The 23,684-nt window shown below is 42.1% G+C and carries 10 protein-coding genes; 4 read left to right on the forward strand and 6 right to left on the reverse strand.

The annotated features are described in order from the left end of the window. The first annotated feature begins 88 nt into the window (after positions 1 to 88). Positions 89 to 700 (forward strand): hypothetical protein, encoded by a 612-nt coding sequence (locus tag IPI59_05630; GenBank protein ID MBK7527030.1) that lies wholly within the window; start codon positions 89 to 91, stop codon positions 698 to 700. 153 nt (positions 701 to 853) lie between these two features. After that, the gene (locus IPI59_05635) at positions 854 to 2,920 is read left to right on the forward strand and encodes a PP2C family protein-serine/threonine phosphatase (GenBank protein MBK7527031.1); all 2,067 of its coding nucleotides are present in this window, start codon (positions 854 to 856) and stop codon (positions 2,918 to 2,920) included. 114 nt (positions 2,921 to 3,034) lie between these two features. Here the strand turns inward: IPI59_05635 and IPI59_05640 are convergent, their stop codons facing one another. Together IPI59_05640 and IPI59_05645 are read right to left on the reverse strand one after the other, a co-directional pair. Further along, positions 3,035 to 11,503 carry a gliding motility-associated C-terminal domain-containing protein gene (locus tag IPI59_05640; protein MBK7527032.1) on the reverse strand — a complete coding sequence of 2,823 codons (8,469 nt, stop codon included), beginning with the start codon at positions 11,501 to 11,503 and terminating at the stop codon, positions 3,035 to 3,037. Next, on the reverse strand, positions 11,487 to 12,692 hold the full coding sequence (locus IPI59_05645) for a choice-of-anchor L domain-containing protein (protein ID MBK7527033.1): 1,206 nt from the start codon (positions 12,690 to 12,692) through the stop codon (positions 11,487 to 11,489). The genes IPI59_05640 and IPI59_05645 overlap by 17 nt, the downstream gene beginning before the upstream one ends. A 1,085-nt stretch (positions 12,693 to 13,777) precedes the next feature. Here IPI59_05645 and IPI59_05650 point away from each other — a divergent pair. After that, a complete protein-coding gene (locus IPI59_05650; GenBank protein ID MBK7527034.1) occupies positions 13,778 to 15,019 on the forward strand; it encodes a GTP-binding protein in 1,242 nt (413 codons plus the stop codon). A gap of 43 nt (positions 15,020 to 15,062) precedes the next feature. On the opposite strand, the gene IPI59_05655 is transcribed toward IPI59_05650, so the two are convergent. The 4 genes from IPI59_05655 to IPI59_05670 all read right to left on the reverse strand — a co-directional run bounded on the left by IPI59_05655 (position 15,063) and on the right by IPI59_05670 (position 22,313). Then, positions 15,063 to 15,665 carry an isoprenylcysteine carboxylmethyltransferase family protein gene (locus tag IPI59_05655; protein MBK7527035.1) on the reverse strand — a complete coding sequence of 201 codons (603 nt, stop codon included), beginning with the start codon at positions 15,663 to 15,665 and terminating at the stop codon, positions 15,063 to 15,065. 21 nt (positions 15,666 to 15,686) lie between these two features. After that, positions 15,687 to 17,939 (reverse strand): type I restriction enzyme HsdR N-terminal domain-containing protein, encoded by a 2,253-nt coding sequence (locus tag IPI59_05660; protein ID MBK7527036.1) that lies wholly within the window; start codon positions 17,937 to 17,939, stop codon positions 15,687 to 15,689. Positions 17,940 to 18,059: 120 nt separating this feature from the next. After that, positions 18,060 to 18,998: a lytic transglycosylase domain-containing protein gene (locus IPI59_05665; GenBank protein MBK7527037.1), complete on the reverse strand. Its 939-nt coding sequence runs from the start codon at positions 18,996 to 18,998 to the stop codon at positions 18,060 to 18,062. 501 nt (positions 18,999 to 19,499) lie between these two features. Continuing rightward, the gene (locus IPI59_05670; protein MBK7527038.1) at positions 19,500 to 22,313 is read right to left on the reverse strand and encodes a gliding motility-associated C-terminal domain-containing protein; all 2,814 of its coding nucleotides are present in this window, start codon (positions 22,311 to 22,313) and stop codon (positions 19,500 to 19,502) included. A gap of 349 nt (positions 22,314 to 22,662) precedes the next feature. On the opposite strand from IPI59_05670, the gene IPI59_05675 reads away from it, so the two are divergent. Continuing rightward, entirely contained in the window at positions 22,663 to 23,619 is a 957-nt protein-coding gene (locus IPI59_05675; protein ID MBK7527039.1) for a hypothetical protein, read from the forward strand. The last annotated feature ends 65 nt before the right edge of the window (positions 23,620 to 23,684 follow it).

Raw genomic sequence — 23,684 nt, forward strand, 5'->3', positions numbered from 1 at the left:
TAATATTGTGTGCTAAAAAATATTAACATTAAGTCGGCGTATCTTTGCCCGTTTTACCCAGCTTTAAAATATTTTACTTGTTAGCAGTATGTTGGAAATTAGATCTTCTTTTTTATTTTTATTGTGGTTTTGTCTTTTTTTTATATCCGGATTTTGCACCGCCCAAACCACCCAAGAAGCCCACACGTTTTTCGAAAAAGTTCCCAAACAATATTCGTTCGATATTGGTTATAGGTACTTGTTTAAATCGAATTTTGAACAAACAACAGCCCAAGGTTATGGCGCTGTTTTCGATTACGCATGGCAATTTTCCGGATTTTTAAAAAAATCTGCCGTTTATTTATCTGTTCCTTTAGGTTATACCTATTTTCCGGGCAATAAAACCGATTCGTTGCAACCATCGTACAAAATGTTACAATATGGTTGGATAATACGGCATCATTTTAAACGCAATAAACTTGCCAAAATTATGCCCTTTGCTTCGTACTCGTTAATTCTAAACCAACTTAAAATTGGCAATATTGAGGGGCGCACCTTTGGCCACCTTACCCAATTTGATTTTGGATTTAGTTTTAATAACCACAAAAAATGGAAACCTTTTGTAAAAATTGGCTACGGCATTACAAGGTTTCCGCGCCTTGGCGGCAGTGGGCAACACATGCACCATGTTGAAGCCAGAGTTGGCATGCGATTTAAATAAGTTCATATTATACACTTATACGAACATACCTAATTTGTTGTGGTTTAAGAGAAGTAAAAAGGCGTAAAAAGCAATAATTAACAGCAGCGTATAATTTTTGCCTTACAACCTAATTATAAATATAGCTTAAAACAAACTAATTTTACGCCTCAAATGGCCATATTAAAAAAAAGTGTGGCAGGGCGTTTTTATTGGTTGCTAATAAGCATAGTTTGCCTGTTAGCTGCTGCTTTATTGGCCGGTTTTGCCAACTACCATATTCATTCTTTGTTAGCTGCCAACACCCTGTATATAGTAGGTTGTGTGGCAATATTGTACTTTTTTGAACGCGACTCGCGCCAGGCACAATTACACGATTGGCAAGCCCTAATGCAACGGAGTCTTTATGTGGGGGGCGCTATTTCGGGGGTAGCCTTATTGCACAACTACCTAAAAACTGAAATTTTAGCCCCCAGTATTAAGTCCGGAGGCGAGGTAATGGTTTTTAATTGGCCATATACTTTTGAAGGGATAACCGCTGCGGCAAGTTTTGCCTTTTTTGCGCATACTCTTATTGTTTTTCGGCGGCTAATTTACCAAAAACGAAGTTCGGCCATTGTGCAACGCTGGAATTTAATACTTTTAATTATGGCCATTATAGCTGTTGCTTCGTTGCAAATACTGCCCATACCCATTTTTGTAAATATTGTATTGCTTATTACTGGCGTAATTACCGGCGCTTTTTTGGGCGTGCGCATAAATTGGATTGTACTACTAAATTACAACGAAAAACTTAAAATGGGCGGCATAATGGTGCTACTTATTTTAATGGCAGGTGTAATTTTAAACGAATGGATAGTGCTAAATTGCCCTGCTTTTATTTTGAACCCTCCTGAACAGAATAATTTTCAGGTTTTTGTAATGGCGGCAGTTGTTTTTTATGCCGTTTTTGCCACACTTGGTCTTGGCTTTAATTTGCCATTAGCATCGGCCATTGAAGCCCAACGCCAAGAAATACGCAGTTTTCAAGAAATATCCGGAGCTATTAACCGCGAAAGTATCGAGCAAATTATAACCCGCATTTTTAAACTATGTTGTAACCAACACCCCGACAATGCCGGATGGCTGCTTTGGCCCAGCCATAAACAATTATATTTGCGCCACGAAATTGATTTGATAGATGCACAAGTTTTAACGTTAAGGTGTCAAATTGAAACATGGCTCGAAAAAGCCGACAAACCCTATTTTTACGAACGCAACCTCGAAAAAGCCAAACTTAATACCGGACTTAATAACCCTTACAATTCGTTATTAGTACTACCTCTATTTACCACCGAAGGCACTTTTATTGCCGCTATATGTTTAGTACAAACTTACGCTAATGCCTTCGATTTACCCGCTATTAATGGCTTAGTCAGCTATATTGAACAAGGTCGAATTGCTTACCAAAATACCCACCTTTTGCAACAAAGTGCAGCCAACGAACGGCTAAGGCAAGAGGTAAAAATAGCCACCCAAATACAACAAGCACTACTGCCCCGCAATTTTCCTGATAGCAATTGGTTTGAAATGGCCGCCTACGCCCGTAGCGCCAGCGAAGTAGGCGGCGACTATTACGATTTTTATCAGCCAACGCCCCAACAATTAGCCGTAGTTATCGGAGACGTATCGGGCAAAGGCATTTCGGCAGCGTTTTATATGGCACAACTTAAAGGCATATTTCAAAGTATAAGTCCAACGGTGCAAAACCCCACCCAATTTTTGCAGCAGGCAAATGTAGCAGTTAGTGCTTGTTTAGGCCGCAATAGTTTTATTACCTTAACTTATATATTGTTCGATGCCGAGGCAAACAAAGCAATATGGACCAGAGCGGGGCATTGCCCAACAGCTTTCTTCCGGATGAAAACTGCTGCCAGCTATTTGCCTGGCGAGGGAGTGGGCTTGGGCATAATTCGCAATACCAGCTACAACAACTTTATTGACACCCAACAACAAACCCTACAACCCAATGATGTATTTGTGCTTTATACCGATGGGCTTATTGAAGGTCGAAACCCCCAAACAAACGAACTTTGGGGCTACGAAAACCTTAAAAATTGCCTAAGCAAAAACGCTCATTTAAACAGCGCAGACATTAAAAATGCTATTGTTGAGGCATTTATTGAGTTTACTCAAAAAACGCCCACCGATTTTTTAGACGACGATACCACCCTTGTTGTGATAAAAATTAAAGCAAACTAAAATACTTTTTTCTTGGATGCTTTATTGGAAATAAAAAACCTGTTAATAGTTTTCTCCGGAAACGAATTTGCAATATCTGGGTAAAATCTAACCTAAAAGGCGTATTCTGCAGTTTTACCGCAGCAAGGTAACATTTCCTTTTTGTACCTCTTTCGATCCGTCATAATAATACACCACAGCATAGTAAACAAATACGGCAACCTCACAAATTTGCTCCTTATATATGCCATTCCATCCGGTAGTTAGCGGTACGCTTTCTACTTTAAACACCTGTTCGCCCCAACGGTTGTAAATCATTAAATCAATTTGGGCAATATTAAATCCATCTATTTTAAAAATATCGTTCACCCCATCATTATTTGGGCTAAAAGCGTTAGGTATCACAAAACTGTTAGGATGTTTAACTGTAATTTTTACTGTATCGGCTGCTTTACAACCATATTCATCTTGTAAAGCAATATAATACCAACCTGTTGCCGATGGCGTAACTGTTGGGCTAACCTCGTTGCTGCCGGCAATACTTGTAGGCAACGGAACTAATGGGTGTGCTGGGGGTTCATAGGCATCGTCCCACAAATAGGTCAATTCGCCGTTTAGCACCGAACTACCCGTTGTTTCCAACACTACCGACTCGCCATACCAAACAGTTTGGTCGTCAATTGTTTGCACGTGCGCCGCCGAAACTCCCACCTCTTCTTTTGCCGTACTGCTACAACCATTGGCATTAATGGTCAATAAAACAGGCAACCACCCGGTTTCTTCCGGATAAATTGTATGTGGCCCAAAGCCTTCAAAAGTGGCGGTACCCACTTGCCAAAGCAGCTCAGCATTAGCAGGGGCAATTCCGGTAAATTCCAATACAAGCGCATCGCCTAAGCAAATAACGGGCGTATTAGCAAAAGCAGCAACAGGCATTTCGTAAACCGTTATTAATATATCTGTAGAATAAGGACAGCCAAACTCATTACTGTATTGATATATGATTTGGTGTGTTCCTGCGCCAGCCAAACTGGGGTCAAATAATCCGGACGCAGAAACCCCCTTGCCACTAAACGTACCTCCTTGCGGGGTTGCTATTAACTGTACGGGTGTATCGGCTTGGCAATAACTTGGCTCAAAACCGGTAATAACAGGGTCAATTGGCTCGCATGGAAGGGTGGTGCATATTACCGTTAAAGGTTCTACTAAGCCACAAACTGCCGGCAACCCAGGAGTTATAGTAACACTTACGGCAGTATTAGGCAGCAAATCGGTTACGGTATAACTATTGGTGTTAGCGGGCAAGGTGAGGGGCGAGTTGGCATCTATAATAACTTCGTAAAATAAGACACCGGTTGGCGTTGTCCATTCAACGGTTATGGTTTGGCCCGTTGCTTCACTACAATTTAAGGTAAACGCAGGCAATATACCCTCGACAATCACGTTAGCAGTAATTTGACAGCCCCAAGCATCCGTAACAGTAACAACATAATTGCCAGGTGGCAAATTAGTAGCGGTAGCCGTTGTTTGAGGCGGTGTTGTGTTCCATTCAAAACTATATGGCAGTTGCCCCCCCGTTGCCACTACTGTAGCACTACCCAAAGATTCTGCGCAGGGCGTAGGCATTGCGCTTATACTATCAAGAGCTACACCCGGCAGGTCTGGAATAACAAAGTCAATAGTAGCGGTACAGCCCATGCCGTCGGTAACGGTAACACCATAATTTCCGGATGCCAAACCCAATGCTTCCGGATTATTTAAATTTGCATCGTGGCTCCAGGTAAATGTATAATTGCCATCGCCGCCCGTTGCTGTTACGCTGGCTATGCCATTGGCTTGTGCGCAATGCGTTGGTGTTGTTTGCTCAAGCGATAAAACAGGGCTGTCGGTATTACTTATATCGAATGATACAGCGGCGGTGCAGCCATTGCCATCGGTAACGGTAACACTATAATTTCCGGATGCCAAACCCAATGCTTCCGGACTATTTAAACTTGCATCGTGGCTCCAAGAAAATGTATAATTGCCATCGCCACCAGTAGCTAACACAGTCGCTGTGCCATTTGCTTGGTTGCAGGTGGCCATTTTGGAAGCTATTACACTTAAATTTGGCCCAAGTATATTATCAACTGTTGCATTTGCAAGCGAAGTACAGCCATTGCCATCGGTAACGGTAACACTATAATTTCCGGAGGCTAAATCCATTGCTTCCGGACTATTTAAATTTGCATCGTGGCTCCAAGTAAACGTATAATTGCCATCGCCACCAGCAGGAAAACTGGTAATACTACCCAAGTTTTGGTTACAAAAATCGTTGGTAGCGTTTGCGCTAATAGATGGTCCTTCGATGAATGGAACTTCGGCATTAATAACCGCTTTACAGCCCATGCCATCGGTAACGGTAACACTATAATTTCCGGAGGTTAAAGCTAAGGCTTCCGGACTATTTAAACTTGCATCGTGGCTCCAGGTAAACGTATAATTGCCATCGCCACCGGTAGCTGTAACTAATATGCTGCCATTGTTTTGGCTACAAATTTCGGGATTAATTTGAATAATACTTAAAGTTGGTGCATTGGCATCTTTAATTTCAAAGCTAAGGTTCGCAGCGCAACCAACGGCGTCGGTAACTGTTATTTGATATAGCCCTGCAAGTAAATTTTGAGCTGTTTCGGCAGAGGCTACGTTGGGCAACCAAGCCCAAGTATAGCCGCCTGTGCCACCATCGGCAAGTAAAGTTGCCATTCCGTCGGCTTGCCCACAACTTGAATTAGTAGTGCTAACTACGGTAAGACTTGGGCCAGGAATGTCGTTGATTATAGTGTCGAGCACAACCTGGCAGCCTAAGGCATCGGTAATAGTTAGGCTATATGCGCCGGCGGCAAGGCTTAGCTGATTAGGGCCAACTAAATTTGAGTCCGACCAGTTGAAACTTAAAGGCAAAGTGCCACTTGTAGTAGTAACGGATATAGAGCCGTCGGATTGGCCGCAATGTGCATCGGTGGTGGTTAGGTTTGCCCCAGCACCTGGCGAGTCAGTCAGCAAAACAGTTAACTCGGCAATGCAGTTGTTTGCATCTATAGCCGATATGGTATAAACACCGGGAGGCAAATTATTAGCCGAGCTTTGTCCATTATTATCCACATTGGGCAGCCAAGTTATGTTTACGCCATTACTGCCTCCAATTACTTCTATCTCAATGGCACCATTATTTTGCGAACAAGTAGGGTTCGCTTGACTCAGCAAATTTATAGTTGGCCCCGCTGCTTGTGTAATATTAAAACTTGCAATGGCAGTACAATTTTTACCATCGGTTAATGTAACTGCATACGCACCTGCATCTAAATTGTTGGCAGTTGGGTTGTTTAACAAGGCATCATGGCTCCAAGTGAAGGTAAAAGGCGCAGTACCTCCCGAAAAATTAACCGTAGCTGCCCCATTTTTATTGCCACAAATGGCATTTACAATATCAATACTTGTAATAATCGGTGCTTCTAAACTCAATACGGTTAAATCAACGGTTGCCGAGCAACCTTTAGCATCGGTAACTGTTATAGTGTAATTACCTGAAGCAATATTATTAGCTGTAGTGCTGTTAAGCGCAGGGTTATGGCTCCACGCATAAGTAAGAGGTGCAGTTCCACCTTGTCCGTTAACGGTGGCACTTCCATCAGACAGGTTACATCCGGCCGGAGTAGTGCCAACAACGGTAAGTGTAGGAGCAGCTTCTTCGTCTAAATTAAAATTAATAGCGGTGCTACATCCGTTTTCATCGGTAACTGTTACGCTGTAACTCCCTACTGGTAAGCCGGTAGCATCTGGGCCAATTAATGCGGCATCATGGCTCCATGCAAACAACAAATTGCCATTACCACCAGTAGCTGTTACCGTTGCTGCACCATTAGCTTGGCCGCAGTTAGCTTTATTTATAGAAGTAAGCGCTAAAGAAGGTCCGGGCGAATCGGCAATTTCAAGAGTTGCCGAGGCTGAGCATCCATTGGCATCGGTAACGGTAACACTATAAAAACCGGGCATTTTTCCGGATAGCATACTGCCTGTTTCGCCACTCGACCAAATCAAAGCCAATGTCCCTGTGCCGCCCGAGGCATTGACTTCGGCACTACCGTTGGCTTGCCCACAGGTAGCGTTTTGTTGTTGCGTAATAGCAATTTGTGGCGCACCTAAGTCCGAAATATCCGCGCTGACAATAGTTTGGCAGCCAGCAGCATCAGTAACGGTTACAACATAGGTTCCTGCTTTTAATCCGGATAGGTTGGCTGAGTTTTGACCGTTATCCCAAGCATAGTTATAAGGTGTTAATCCGCCTGTTACCGATAAATTAGTAGTTCCGTCGGCTTGTCCGCAGCTCGAAGGTGTGGTAGCAACCGATACAGTAGGTGGCAACGAATTGTTTAAAGTAAAAGTTTTAATGTCGCTGCAACCAAAAGCATCTGTTACAGTTAGGTTATATACACCTGCACTAAGGTTAGTACGTGTGTTGGTGTTAAGTAAAATATTATCGGCCCATTGATAAGTGTAGGGTTCAAGGCCACCTGTTACTTTTACCTCTATTTGACCATTTGTTTGCCCGCAGGCTTCGTCAGTAGTTAAAACGGGTGCAATTTTGGGGCCGGCTTGGTTATTTACCTTTGCCGTAAGCGTTGCAATACAGTTGTTAGCATCAATAACGGTAACACTATATGCCCCCGCTTTTATGTTTAAGGCATCGCTGGTATTTAAGGCCAAATCGTGAGACCATGAAAACTTAAGCGGTGCTGTTCCTCCGGAAGCATTTACTTTTATTGAGCCGTCAAAACTATCGCAATGGGCGTCAACCACTTCAATTAAACTAAGATTTGGCCCAGGCGAGTCGGTTATTTCAAAACTGGCTTCGTCGGTACAGCCAGCGGCATCAGTAACGGTAACGCTATACGTACCTGCGCTGATATTGTTTAATAATCCGGAGTTATTGATTGCCGGAGACCAAGTATAAGTTAAAGCACCTGAACCGCCATTAGCAGTTACCTCAATCAAGCCGTTGCTTTTGGTGCATTTTTCGTTTATTAGATTGACCAAACTTAGCTCGGGTGGCAAAATGGGCAATATTTCAAAACTCATAGTATCTTGGCAGCCAAAATTATCGGTAACTGTTATTTGATAGTTGCCTGTGGTTAATCCGGTGGCCTGTGGGCTATTTAGCAGGGGGTCGTGCGACCATATAAATAACAACTCGCTTAAATTTGTATTTCCTAAGTGGTTTAGTTGTACGGTGGCGGTGCCATTATTTTGTTCGCAGTAGTTTGGTGTTACAACTATTTGGGCAATGATGGGCGCAGGCAAATCAGGAATAGTTAGGGTGGTATCTGTGGTACAACCCCGCTCGTCAATAACTACTAAATTGTAGGTGTTGGCGCTTAATCCGGAAATATAGGTACTATTTCCTATGTCCGGGGTCCATTGATAGGTTAGGTTGCCCGTTCCGCCTAACGCCACCACATTTAAACTGCCATCGGTTTGCCCACAGTGCGAAGGGCCAATGATGGCACTTATAATTTGTGGGGCTGGGTCGGTAGGCACTGTAATAGCTGTTGTAACAACGCAACCTATTGAGTCGGTAACTGTAACAGAATAACTACCGCCCAATACACCACTTATTGAGTCGAGGCCGTTCCATGCCGGATAAGACCAAGTAAACAGCAAAGGGCCTGTGCCACCCGATGCGCTAACTTCAATACTGCCAATGCCTTGACCGCAGGCATCGTTAATAACTGTAATAGCGTCTATTTGAGGAGGTGGTAAAGCCACAATTGTAGCCGTCATTTCTACTGTGCAGTTATGAATATCGGTAGCAGTAATTGTATAAGTGCCGGGGGCAAGACTATCAGCAAAAGCAGTTGTTTGGTTAGGCAGGCCGCCCCATATATAGACATAAGGAGGGCTGCCTTGCGTTACGAACACTTCAATAGTGCCATTGTTTTGCGCACAAATAGCAGGAGTTACAATAGGCAGGCCAGCAATTGGGCCTGCAACAGAGTCAATAACGGCCAAAGACGAGTCTTTACAGCCATTAACATCGGTAACGGTTACATAATAAGTGCCCGAGTTTAATCCGGAAACATTAGCTGTATTGTTGCCTACGTCAGGGCTCCATACGTAATTATATGGCATTGTTCCGCCGTTGGTAGATAATGAAATCTCTCCATTTGTTTGGTCGCAATAATCGGGAGTTGGGACAGCGGCAGTAATTTCTAATAGAGGAGGCTCGTTAATAGTAACCGATTTTTTGTATTTACAACCATGTGAATCGGTAATTTCGAGGGTATAAGTGCCCGCCTTTACAGTAAGCGTGTCAGTGGTTTGGCCTTGAGGCTGCCAATCGTAAACATATGGTGGTACGCCGCCAAAAATTTCGGCTTCCAAAAAGGCATCGCCACCAAAACAAAGTGGTTCAATGGCGTTAAAATTTATAAGCACAGTTGGCGGTTGATTAATAGTTATAGAAACTACTTGCACACAGCCATTCGCATCGGTAACGGTAGCTGTATAGGTGCCGGCCAGCAAGTTTATTGGACTGTAATTGTTCGGCGAAATATTTGTTGCTCCATCCCAAACAATGGTAACGGGTTGAGCGCCGCCGCTAACCACTAACTCAATACTTCCGGATGGTTCGGCAAAACAGTTGGCATCTACACCGGATATTTCAACAGTCATTACTACCGAATAGTCAATTATTTCAAGAGTAATGCTGTCGGCGCAGCCCACTGCATCGGTGGCAGTAATTCCATAAATACCCGGCTGCAAGCCAATTCCAGCGGTTTGGTTGCCAATATTAGTTGGGCCTATCCAAGTGAAATTAATGGGAGGTATTCCGCCGTTTATGGTTACATCAATACTGCCTAAATCGCCAGGGCATAAAATATCTTGTTTGGTGGCGTTTATTTTTAGGTCATCAATTGTTATGGTATGTTGGGTTGTATTAATACAGCCGTTGCCATCAGTAACTGTAACACTATAAGTGCCTGCATTGGGCGTATTAATGGTGGCGGTGGTATCGGCAGTTGACCACAAGTAAAACACCCCGCCAGAAGCAGTTAGCGTTGCTGTATCGGTAGGGCAAATAATGGTTGGGCCTATAATGGCGGGTGTAGGCAAAGGGTTTACTATTACGGAAGCAGGGGTAGTTTGGGTGCATCCGGTTAGGGCATCGGTAAACAGCAAATAGTAGGTAGTGGTGCTTGTGGGGTCAATATAGCCTGTAATTAGGTTGCCACCGGGCGGCGGAGCATCAAACCATTGATAATTGCCATTACTGTTGCCATTTAACGCAGTTATTAACAGGGAGTCGCCAATACAAATGGCAACTGTATTAGTAAATTCAGGATTAGGCGTAGGGTTAATGGTTATATTAAACAGGGTGGGCAGGCTTTGGCAACCTGCGGGCGACAAGGTAGTAACCATAAAATTATAGATGGCCGGGGTATTAGTATCGGCAAAAGGGGTTGGGTCGAAAGGGTTGCCTGTATATACTAAGGTGGTATCGGGGGGTATTAGGGTGTACCATTGGGCAGTGGTGCCATTGGGCAGCCCGGCGGCAATGGTGCCAATAGGATCGCCTTGACAATAAGTAGGCGATGGCACAGTTGGCGGGGTGGGTAGCGGCGGGTTAAGAAGGGTAACAGTAGCGGTGGTAAGGCAACCATCGGCATCTGTAACGGTAACGCTGTAAACGCCAGCAGCTAATCCGGATACATTAGTGAGATTACCCAATGAGGGGTCGCTCCAAGTAATTGTATAAGGCGGTTTGCCACCGTTTGGATTTAAAGTAATAGTGCCGTTTGTATCGTTATTACAAATTGGGTCGGTTTTACTAAGATTGGCCGTGATAACTACTGGCGTAACCTGAGCGGTATTACCTGTATTGCTACAAGGTTTTGAGTCGGTTACATTTGTAATGGTATAAGTACCCATTTCGGTAACGGTAAGGGTATAGGGCGAGCTGTTAATGGTAACAGTTAGATTTGCTCCGCTTGGTGTGCTGTATGTTAATGTCCATGGCGCGGTGCCGGTCAAACTGATGGTTAGGGTAGTAGTGCTTCCGGAATTACTGCAAAGTTGCGCGCCTCCTAAAAAATTAGCAGTGGGCAGGTCTTTAACATTGAGGGTAATTTGATCAGAGGAGTTAATGCCACAATCGTTGGTATAGTTATACGTTATGGTATAAGGTGGGTTAGCCAAAGACGGATTAAAAGCACCCGTATTAGGGTTGGTTATTCCCGACCCCGACCAAGTGCCGCCCGGCGGCGTGGCTTGTAAAAAAATGGTTGTATTGTTTTTACACAATAGTCCGGGGTCTATAATTTCAACGGGTGTAGGCGAGCCATCTTCCCAAATGGTAATATCGTCTATGGCAATATTACCGCAAAGGTCGGTAACGGTAACGCTGTAAGTAGTAGTGCCGTTTGGATTTACTGTAATGGTGTAAACATTGCCGGCACCGGTGCTCCATTCTAAGGTTTTATCTGTTGATATACCCGCCCCACCTGTAACAACAGCGGTAAGGTCAATGGTGGCGTTGGGGCAAATGGTATCATTGGGGGTCGGCATCTTTTATCAGCATAGTTTTGGTTATGGTACTATTATTACAAGGGCATCCGGTAGGGATATTAAGAATGAGCGACTCAATACCTTCTGTTTTAAAATCAATGAAAGCATTAATCCACAAGGTATCGCTAATTTGGCCGGCCGGAATGGTAAATGAGCTTGGAATAGTATTGCAATCAACACCGGGTGTAGCGGTGCTGCCGTTGTTAAGAGTAATTCCGGTAATAGTATAAGGCTGGCTAAGGTCGGTGGTGTCTTCCCTAATAAACACAAAATAACCTGTTTCACAGCCTTCGTACATCAGATTAATGCCCGAAACTCCACCTACGCCAGTATTTACGCTAAAACCATTTCCGGCATTAAAACTGCCCTCTTTTAAAAACACGCCCGAGTCTAAAATCCAATCTGAGCAATCGGCTACCGCCAATTTAATGTGGTAAGTTTCGCAGGGGGTAAGCGTGGGGGTAGTAGCAGTTAGCACAACGGTAAGACCATCGTACTCAACATTTAAGTTGGCATCAGTGGGGCACGAGCCGTTGTTGCCAATAAAATAGGTGGTATTTGTGTTCTGATTGACGTTGTTAATGGAAACAGGTGTAGAGGTTCCGGGTATAAGTGCTATATTTACTGCGCCACCCGAATAGGGTCCGGATATACCGGGTCCGGAAATAAAAAAACCAAACACATCGCTAAAATTACTGGGCGCCCACTCGCAATACTCTTCTGAGCCAAAAACGTACTCAAACGATGCTATATCTTGAGTGGGAACAAAGTCGAAAGATAGGATGGCGGCATCATGGGTGTTGCATGATCCGGGTTGAGCAAGGTCAAGGTCGTTATCGCCCGGATTGCCAAAATCACTTGTTTCGTTTTCTGCATTATTAGGCCCATTAGCATTTGAAACACGCCCCGAGGCCAAAATTACTCCCGACTCGAAACCAACAGTGTTTTGACCTCCGGTAAAATAGCCTCGTGCCTGGTTGTGTCCGGTATAGGTAATGCCAGAAACCTCAACACATTCGCCCCCGTTAATTAAAACATCTTCTACTAATTGGGTAGGGTTGTAAGTAGTATGATTGGCATTAAGCTGGGCTAAAGCAGTTTGACTGACACTTATTAACAAGGTAAAAGCACCTGTTGCCACAAAAAAAACAGACGAACACAATGGGGCTAAAGCTAAAAACTTGGGCATAATAGCTGGCGTTGGGTTTATACTTACCTAAACCCCACCTAATATAAGCATTAGCATAGTACTTTTTTAATTAACCAATTAAAAAAAATTATCAGGAATTGTAGTTGTAAATTAGTTGATGGCGAAAAACTAATACTTACAAGCTAAAAATATAATAACCCGCATACCATCATTACACTTTAGCATGGGGGATAGTGTTTGTAATATAATATTTAAATAATTGATTAATTATTTATTTGTTTGTTTATAAAAGTACCATTATGCCATAAAATAGGGTTAAAAGGTGTTGTTAAAACAAGGATTAAATGATAGCGTTTAAAAAAGAATAGTATAGCAGCAAGCAAACCATAAATGAAATAGTTTGATGCCATCAAGGTACAACTTTTTAGTATTGGTTGCATTTTATTGTTAGAAAATAAGGGTATGTTTTGGACATTTAAAAGACTTGCCTTGGCGCAGTTGGCTAAACCCCAAAAAAATGGTATCTTTGCACAAAATTTTTTGCTTTTTACTTACTAATAAAACACGAAACAAACGGCTAACGACTACAAACTGCATATATTTAAAACAGTTGCGTATTATTAATTTTAGCGTTACTTTACTATGGAACTGCTCTCATTTATGGTTGATTTTACCCTGCCCGAAGAAATTGACGAAGAGTTTTTGGATTTAATTCGAGCAACGCACTAGGGGGGCCGAACTTTTTAAGCAAAACCGCTTAACTAGCTATACCCTTTCGGCTGACAGGTCAAAACTTTGGGCTACATTTTTAGCCAAATCAAAACGCGAGTTAGTTTATTTACTCGATACGTTTCCTTTAACGCCATATATGCAATACACCATATATACGTTGGCTTTTAACGAGCAAAATAGTAGCGCCTCTATACCGGTTATTTCGCTCAATTAGTTTGTTTAAATACCAATTTATTTATTTTCAAGCAAGCAAGTTGGTATTTTGTGTCATGTTTTTTTGTGGTACCTTTTTGTTTATGGTACTCAATTTGTAAACTTTGACCTTATACTTCCTGCTTAATTAATTTATGTTACTCGAACAAGAAGCCCCCGATACCGCCGCCTACCTTAATATGGATTTGCTGCGCATTAGCACCGCCGGCAGTGTTGATGATGGCAAAAGTACCCTCATTGGCCGACTTTTATACGATAGCAAATCTATTTTTGAAGACCAATTAGAAGAATTACAACGAACCACCGAACGGCGCGGCGAAGATGGAATTAACTTAGCGCTACTTACCGACGGCTTGCGAGCCGAGCGCGAACAAGGTATTACCATTGATGTTGCCTACCGCTATTTTGCCACCCCAAAACGAAAATTTATCATAGCCGACACACCCGGACATATACAATACACACGCAATATGGTAACAGGTGCTTCGACTACTAATTTGGCCATTATTTTGGTTGATGCACGCAACGGCATGGTTGAGCAAAGCCGCCGGCACTTGTTTATTGCCTCGTTATTGCGCATACCACACATAATTGTTTGCGTTAATAAAATGGATTTGGTGGATTATGACGAGCAGGTATTTACCCAAATTAAGCGTGAATTTGAAGACTTTTCGTCGAAATTAACAACTATTGACGTTGAATACATCCCTGTTAGTGCTTTGCAGGGCGACAATATTGTTAGCCGAAGCCAAAACATGCCTTGGTATCAAGGAGCAACTTTACTATACCTGCTCGAAAACATTCATATTGCCAGCGACGAAAACCGCGTAGATTGCCGGTTTCCGGTACAATATGTAATACGCCCTCAAACCGAAGCCTATCATGACTATAGGGGCTATGCCGGACGTATTGCAGGCGGCGTATTTAAACCCGGCGACGAAGTGGTAGTATTGCCATCGGGGTTTAGTACCACTATTACCCGTATTGATGCCGCCGAAGATAGCCTACAAGAAGCATTTTCGCCCATGTCGGTAACATTGTGCCTTGCCGACGATATTGATATAAGCCGCGGCGACATGTTGGTGCGCCCTAATAATATGCCCAAAACAGGGCAAGATATTGACCTAATGATTTGCTGGTTAGGCCGGCAGCCCATGCAGTTAAACGGCAAATATGCTGTTAAACACACCACCCGCGATGCCCGCTGCCTAATTAAACAACTACAATACAAATTAGACATAAACACGCTTCACCGCATTGAAAACGCAACAGAAATTGGCATGAACGATATTGCCCGGATAAGCATCCGCACTACGCAACCACTTATGTACGATGCCTACCGCCGCAACCGCATTACCGGAAGCCTTATTTTAATAGACGAAGGTACAAACGAAACCGTAGCAGCCGGAATGATTATTTAAACCCTTGAAAACTACTTTTTTTTGCCGTTAGGTTGTAATTTTATCAAATAAGCCGCCTTACTTTTTGTTTGTAGGCAATATATGTTTGCCCGTGTTGCTTAGTTAAAAAATCTTCTTCAAGCCGTATTTGAATTTGTATCAGCACATAACCTAAAATCAAAAAAAGTACAGTTATTGCGTTTGGGGTTGTAAAAAAAAGTCCAAGCAAACTTATTAGCATACCCAAAAAAATTGGGTTTCTTGAAAATTGAAAAAGCCCTGTTGTTATTAGTTCGGTTTTAGTTTCGGTGTCAATGCCAATACGCCACGAGTTTTTCATGTTTTGCTGTGCTATAATAGTCCAAACAAGCGAAAAAGCGAAAAATCCAAGCCCAATATATTTTGCAATCAAATTGTTAAGTTGTAAAATTGGCTGGAATTGCCCAAAAATATCCGGAAAAAAGGCAAAGGCTAAAACATAGATAAATATCAAAATTATTATCAGTTTAAAATAAAGCCCAACAAGCCCGTAGGCACTGTCGTCTTTTGGCAAAACAAGGGGACTTTTGCCAATTCGCTTTGCCACAATAATACTTTTAGCCACAAAAGCAATTGCAAAATAAATTGTAAAGTACAACGGCAAAAATATTCTTAAAAACTCTTGCATTTGTGTTTGGTTGGGTTTGTGTCAGTCAAAAAGTGTTGTTTGTCCTTCTCGTTTTAGTCGCCAGCTATCTTCTCCTACCCGTTCGGCAATATCTTTCAAAACATTTAGTACGGTTTGATTTTCGGGGGTTGTTCCGTTTTTAAGCAAGGGCAGAATTTCCAAAATAATTTGGTCAAAGTGTGGTTGTTTATTTTCTCTTTCCATTCTACGCAAAAAACTAATCAAATAATATTTGATACGAAGACGCACATCAACGTGTGTTCTAAATTTTGTGTTTTTTTTGAGGGTAAATTCTTCGGTTTTTTCGTTGTAATCAAAATTGTCGAGCAAAATTGGGGTCAAGTCGGTATATTCTTTTTTAAGTAAATCAAGAAAGCCCAATTCCAACCCTTTGATGATAAGTTCGTCATTAATTTGCTCTAATGTTGCTCCGTTGTTTTTTGCAATAATTCCCTCAATGGTTTGCATGACAATTTCGGCAATGTCCATTCCGAGATTGGCTTTGAGTATAGCTTTGGGGTTGCGAACCTTCCGGAAGTTGATAATGAGTTGCCCGCTCAAAACTGTAAACGGATTTTGTCGTTTTTTGAAACTGGTTTGCCCGTTTTTTTGCGGAACCGCTCCAATATATTCAAAACCACAACGCTCGGCAGTGTCAATAATTAAATGCCAAAATTCGGGGTCTTTGTGGGCAAACACAAACGACAGCCAACGGTCGTATTTTAGCACTCGGTACATTTCTTTTATGCTTTGTGCGATAAGTTCGTTGTATTCGTCTTTACTCTTTTTTTGCTCGCCGCCTTCAATGGCTTCTTGCTTGTAATCTTCTTCGGTTACTTCAAGGTCAAGCCAAGCGTTCCACATGACGGACAAATCTAAGTAAGGAATTTTTTTACCATAAGGCGGGTCGGTATAAATATAGTCCACGCTCTCTTTGGGTATAAATTTTAAATTAGTAGCCGAACCCTTTACAATTTGCGCATTCGAAATGGTTTTTTCGTTGATAAAATATGCCATCTCTTTTTTTGCATCGGATATTTTTTGGAAACGAAGTTCAAAGTATTTGATTACTTCAACATCTTTAGGCTCGGGGGCAATTCTATACCTGTAATATCTAAATGCGCTTGCGTCACCTTGTCCGTCTTTTGTAGCAATTTTTGAAGTGTGATAGGTCAAATTTACTTTTGTTACAAGTCCTGAAAACATAAGCAATAAAGAATTTCTTATATTTTCGTTTTCTTGTTTCAAAATGAGTGATTTTAGAAAACCCAATTGCGCCAATTGTTTATCGCTAAAAAGTTGGTCGGCGGTTTCTACGTCCGAGCCTTTGGGGAGGGGCAGGGGCTTAGGTTGGGGATATTTTTTAATCGCTTTTTTTATTTCCGCTTCTGTTTTGGGTTCGTGTTGAATGTATTCTTCTTTTATTTGGTTAAACGCTTCCGTTAATTCCGATTGTTTTACGGGTGCAATTAAGGAACTAACTAAAAAAACAGCCATTGGGTTGATGTCAATATTTATGCCTTTACGACTATTCATCAATGCTTCAATGGCGGTTACGCCGCTGCCGCCAAAAGGGTCAAGCACTAAATCTCCGGGCTTACTGAAGTTTTTAATGTATTCGGCAACTACATTCCAAGTTTGTTTGGTAAAATACCCATGAACGCCAAAATGTCGTTTTACAGCACGTTTTTTTACCTCAATTTCTTCTAATAAAGGTCTTGTTGCGTAATCAAAGCCTACCGGTTTTGCGGTTGCGTTTGTGGTGTCGTAAGTAAAGTTTTTGCCAATTTGAAAACTGTTTGGCGAAAGAAACAGTTTTAGGTCTTTCCAATGATGTTCAATTTCGTCAATCTGAAAAAATAAAACGGGTTGTTCGGTGTCGTTTGTTCTAAAAACCGAAAATTCCAAGCCGTTGCAAAGCGCGAAATAATTGCTTCTAATTTCGGGGTGTGTGGCGTAGCTATATACTTGCGCTACATTGTCGTTATTAATAATTTTTTGGTCGGGAGCTTTTGCGTCTAAAACCCAAGCAAAATTATTTTCCACTTTTAATATATAATCCGGAACAAGGGTTATGGGTCGTTTTTTACTGCCAATTTTCAAAAAAGGGTGTTGTAATGTTTTGCTCCGGACAATATTTTCTTGCACGTAGCCAAGCTCTTTCAAAATAGGCAGAATAATCACCTCTCTCACACTATCTTCCTTAAAATCCGGATTTTGTGTTAAGGTCCGGAAGTCTAATTGCCCAAAAAGTTGTTGTTTAATTATCGCCATATATGTTCCGTTTAAAGCAACAGAGTCAAGCTGCCAATGTTTTAATAGTTACGCCTATTTGCTACCTGCAAAGTACAAAGATACAATTTAATGTCAATCTTTATATATGCTTGTTTAATTTTAGAGGGGCAATTTAATATAGTACATTTTTCCGGGTTTTGTGCGCAAATAGGGTTCGCGCATCCAGGGGTTTAAAATGCGCAGTTGTCGGTAGGTTGTGCCAAACGAGGTGGCAAAGGTAAAACCATCGTCAATTTTATCAACGCTAATAACCCGCGTAGCCAAAGGAGGGTATAAGTCGGTTTGGTCAAAAACATAACCATAATTGGCGGCGTTTTCAATAAACTGCTTGTAGGCGGCAATCCGGAAAACATATCTGGCGGTTTCCAAATTTAAGTATAATTTGTAAAAATCGTATTGAAACTGCTCGTTCATATTTTTTTGAACACCTTCTACGCCTCTGTTATAAGCGGCTGCGGCTATGGTCCAGTTGCCAAATTTATTAAAAGCACCTTGCAAATATTGGCAAGCCGCTTGCGTTGATTTTTCGAGGTGTAGTCGCTCGTCCACTTCGGCATTTACCTCAAGGCCATAACTTCGTGCTGTGGCGGGCAAAAACTGCCAAAACCCTTTCGCATCTGAGGGCGAGGTTACATTTTCGAGGCCACTTTCGGCAACGGCTAAATATTTAAAATCGTCGGGGATGCCATTGGCGCGCAGGGTGCTTTCAATTTCGGGAAACCACCGGTTGGCCAATTTTAATATCCGGATGGTAGTGCTGTGTTGGTGCACAATAAGGGTCAATTCGCGGTCAAAGCGTTCTTTTACTTCGGGGTCTTCAAGGGGTATGCGCTCGCCGGCAAAGGTTAGGGTTTGGGGCAATGGCACTTGTGTTATGGTTTGTAGGGGGGCAACTGTGGGGTCTAAAATTTTACCTACAAACTGTGGCTGTGGTTGTTTAGCAATTTCGCTGCCCAATATATAGGTTGCGGTAAGGGTAAATATGCCCGCCAAGAGCAAAACAAAACGAAATTTTTGTTGTTTAAAAGAAAAATTCATATAATATAATTACCTTATTTATTTGTCAGTTAAAAATAGGCCAACAGCTACAAAATATAATGCCTTTGCTCTTATTTTTTTTATCGTTTAGGCAAAGATTTACAATTAACAAAGGGGGGCGTTGTGCTGCAAAGATACAGAAGTTGTTTAAGAATTAAACCATATAATTAACCACATAGACACATAGAATTTGTTTAAGAATTAAAAGGTGTAGCAGTTTTAAACACTTGATGCTAAAAAACTATTGCCATAAAAACAGGCTGCAAAAATATAAAACAGATTTTTTGAAGACCAGATTTATAGATGACTTAATTTCGCAATTGCTTCAATGGCACATAGTTCCAAACTGGTTCAATAAACTATTTTTTAAATTACTTGGCATTTATTTGCACTTACAAATTACGCTTCTATCCGGAAAAAATAATTGCCGTCCTTATTACAAAATGCAAATGTGATCCAAGCAAAAAATAGAGATCTTACTTTATTTGTGGCGAACTCGAATTATTTTCCGCGCAATAAATGAATATAGCCGCTAAGGTTTAGGCTAATAATTTCGCTGCCGTCGCTTTTGCGTTCAAAAACCTGACAAGTGTAATAATAGACCCCGTCGTTTAAAACGGCCTTAGTTTTTTGGTGGGTGCCATCCCAATTAATGGCCGGATCGTTAGTTTGCCAAACCCTGTTGCCCCAGCGGTCAAAAATTTCCATGTTTACCTTGTTTACAAAAGCCAATTTGCGCGGTTTGTACACATCGTTAAACGAGTCGTTATTGGGTGTAAAAGTGTTGGGCAGCTCGTAACTTAGGCAGTTTTCGGCACAAACAATATTGCTTTTAATGCTTTCGTTATCAAACGAGTCAATAGCAGCAACGGCGTAGCATCCGGCCAGAGAATTACCTAATTCATGCACAAAACTAAGCGTATTGGGGTCGGCTACGGTATATATCAAGTTAAGTTGGTCATCATCGGGCGATTGAAAATAAATTTTATACCCTACCACATCGTCAGCACAAAACAGGTTGGGGTTGTTCCAGTTTAACACATTGGCCAAATTAGGCTGGCCGGGTTCGGGGTCGTTGCAGTTTTTAACACTAAGTACGGGTGCGCACGGTGGCGTTAAGTCTTTTGGTTTTTGGCAATTAACCTGCGACCAGTTTAGCAGCGGCTCGGGCAAATCGGGTGCACCGTAAGCGCCCAAAGCTAAAATTTGATAACAATACTCGTTTCCATTTATTAGTCCAACATCGGTGTATTCGGTATTAGTGGTAGTGGCAATGGCTTCAAAATTGCCTTGTTGGTTTTTGCGGTAAATTTGGTATTCATAATTATTCCAAGGCACCACGCTTTGCCAGCTTAAGTTAAGTTGGTCGTCATTGGGGGTAATGGTTAAAAATACCGACGAGGCAGGAACAGCGTTATCAACTAATACATTATTAGCATAAAAATCTATTCGGTAGCTGTAGGCATTGTTTAGCGTATTTAAATTTGTTGCGAGGTCGGTAAATTGGGTCTCGTGATTTTGTGCAAAGCTTGGGTAATTAAACGTTTTAACTAATTCGAAAGTAGTGGTTTCATTGGCAAATCCGGTGGCGCGCAATAGTTCGTAGCGGTAAGGGCCTGGGTGGGCAATGGTATCTAAGGCTGCTACACTGGGTTTTGTCCATGCCACATAAATACTGCCATCGGTGGTGGCGGTGTTTACAATACTAACGTTAATAATTACCGGAATATCGCGGGGTAAGCCAGCGCATACGGGCAAAGAGGGGGCGCTTGAAAATTTATTGAGTGGGGTTGGCGGTTTTGAGGTAGTAAACGCATCGGCAAACTCGGCTACTACCCAGTAGGTGTAGGTAAGGCCTTTTACAACGTTTTTATCAAGGTAAGAAGCCGTGGTTAGTTTATCGGCTAATTTTGTGTAACCAGTTCCGGAAAGCCCTTGTTGGCAGGGTTCAAACTCGATTGTATCGCATCCGGATTTGCGCCACACCGAAAACCCTCTGAATTTCTCGCTATTGGCGCATAAATAACTGGCGGCATCCCAACTAATTTCAATGTTTTTGCCTACAATTGCTGCCTGCACCTTATTTGGCGGGGGCGGCACTAAGGTAATTTGCCAGGTTTCAAGGTCGGCGAGTGGCAAATTATTTGCGCCTTCTTTATAGTTGTCTTCGGCTTTAAAAACTACGGTATAAGGTGCGCTGTATAAATGGCTGCAATTAGTTGGCCAAACGAAGTTGCCCGTTATTGGGCTTGCCCCTGTTTTTTTGCTGAACATGGCGGGGCTATCGGCCATTTCAAGTGGTTTGCCGTAAGCTGTAAGGGTTAATATTTGGCTTGCATCGAGGTCGGTAGCGGTTACGTCAATGGTTAAGGTTTGCCCTAAAATAAGGCAGGTATCTTTTACTTCTACTATTTCGGGGGGGCTATTTTTGTTGTTGTTTACAATAATTTGCATGTCGCGCATCATATTGCCAATTTGTTTGCCGTTTCGGTACTCGTGTATTAAAATGGCAATATTGTAAATACCCGCAGTAGCGGGGGCGTTCCAAATTAGTTCGCCGGTTGTTGGGTTTAGCGTTAGCTGGTTGTTGCCCGATGGTTTTGGAACCTGGCTCGGAAGCTGGTAAAGTGGAACGGGGTTGTTAAGGCCGGCAAGTGGGGTGGTAAGTTCAAAATAAAGGCTGTCGCCGTCTGGGTCCCAAGCGTTGGGGTTATGAATAAAGATTTCGCCTACGTTGCCGTAATCAATAGGAGGCTGGTATAAAATGGGCGAGTTGTTGTAACCGTAAAACTGCGTTTCGGGGAAAAACAGGGTATCTTGTAAAAAAAATGCTATATCTACCGAGGCACCGTAATTGATATTGATAATTTTATCTATCCGGTTGGGGTCTTCGACCGAGACAATATAAGTAGCAGATCCCGGATAAGAGTGTTCTACGTAATAAACATTGTACTTTATGTTATTGCCCAAGTCTTGCCCTTTGTTGCCCGGGCCATTAATACGCGGAGCCAAGCCAATAGGGCTGCCGTCTCCAAAATCAATATCTAACGAGTCGCGGTCGGCGGCATTGCTGTCGCCACCTGTTTTGGTGTAAGTATAAATAGTAAACGCCATTCTAAACTCGTCGCCATTGCCTACGTTGAGGCGTTGGTAAGTAATTTCGCCGGCGCGGTTATGGGTAGCAAACGCATTAGTAGCGGCAAAAACGCTGGCCAAAAACAAAATAATAAAAGTATAAATTATCGGTAAAACTACCCATTTGGTCAATAAACTATATTTCCGGAAATAAACCATTAGCAGCGAGTTGTACAACATATATCAATAAATAATCTTAAAAAAGTAGTACCAATAAACAAGGTACAAAGTGCAATATTAACGAAATCCCCGCGTTTGAAGTTGCATTTAACACAAACTTATGCCTTGTTTAGACAAATTTTTTACAAAATAGACCTTTTACTTGCCTTACATTATCCGGATAATTGCCCAATTTAAGCGAGTGTTTTCTTAATTAGGAACGAATATTTTCAGCGTTAGTCCTTAGTTTTTAATAATTTTTGCTTTTATCCGGAATAAAAACCGGCTAACCTTTGTCTTAAAGAGTAGCAATAGCTGAAAAAAACATCTTACCTATCACCTTAAAAATGTAATTGAACTAAAAATTGTTATGTTTAAAAGAATCAAATTAACAGCACCCATTTTTATCGCGTTTTTTATGATAATGATACTGACAGCAGCAAATTTTGCCCTGTCGGCACAGCCAGTAAACGAACAACAACAGCAACGAGCCCGAAAATTTGACGGAAGAAGACTAACCGAAAAAATGCGCCACGAGTTAAACTTAACCGAGGAACAAACCGAACAGGTGGCCAAAATTAACGCCGAGTTTGCTCAAAAACGCCAGGCAATGCGGCAAGCCGCGAAAGACCCCGAACAGCCCCTACCCGACCGCAAAGCCCTGCGCGATGCGTACATTGCCAGCCTAAAACAAGTTTTAACGCCGCAACAATTTGAATTATTAGCCAAAAAATGGGAACAAAAACGCCAAGAAAGGCAGCAAAATTTTCAAAAAAATAGTGCCATTCGACAAGAAACCCGACAAGAAATTAAGGCTTACGTTGATAAAAACGTATTGCCCACCGCTAAAGTACAACGCACTAAATTAGATAGGTATATTGAACCAACTGACAAACAAAAAATAGACGAGTTGCGCAATAAACTAAATACGCTTAAACCCAAAATACAAGCCGAGCGTGAAAAAATAAAAACGATGCGTCAAAATGGCCAAAAACCCACTGACGAACAACACCAAAATTTACGTGCCTTGCAAACCGAAATGCGCAGTATAAGGGCGGCAGCCAAACCCTTAGCCGAAAAATATAAAGACCAAATTCAAACCCTTCACAACGAAATTAAACCGGATATTGAACGCTGGAAAGCCGATATTAAAGTTATAGCCAAAGATGGCCTTAAAAACAGCCAGTTCGAGGGTAAATTTAAAGAACGGAAACAAAAACTTGCCCAAAAGCGCAAAGAATTTGGCGAGCGCGGTATGCACTACCTTAAAGGGGTTGGGTTTATACTGCTCGACCCGCAAAGCCGAACCCAAACTCCCGGAAGATAAACATAATATTGGATAACAAAAAGCCATAAAAAAAATGCAGTGCCAATTAAAAAGCACTGCATTTT

It is taken from the genome of Sphingobacteriales bacterium, assembly GCA_016706405.1.
Classification (GTDB): domain Bacteria; phylum Bacteroidota; class Bacteroidia; order Chitinophagales; family UBA2359; genus BJ6.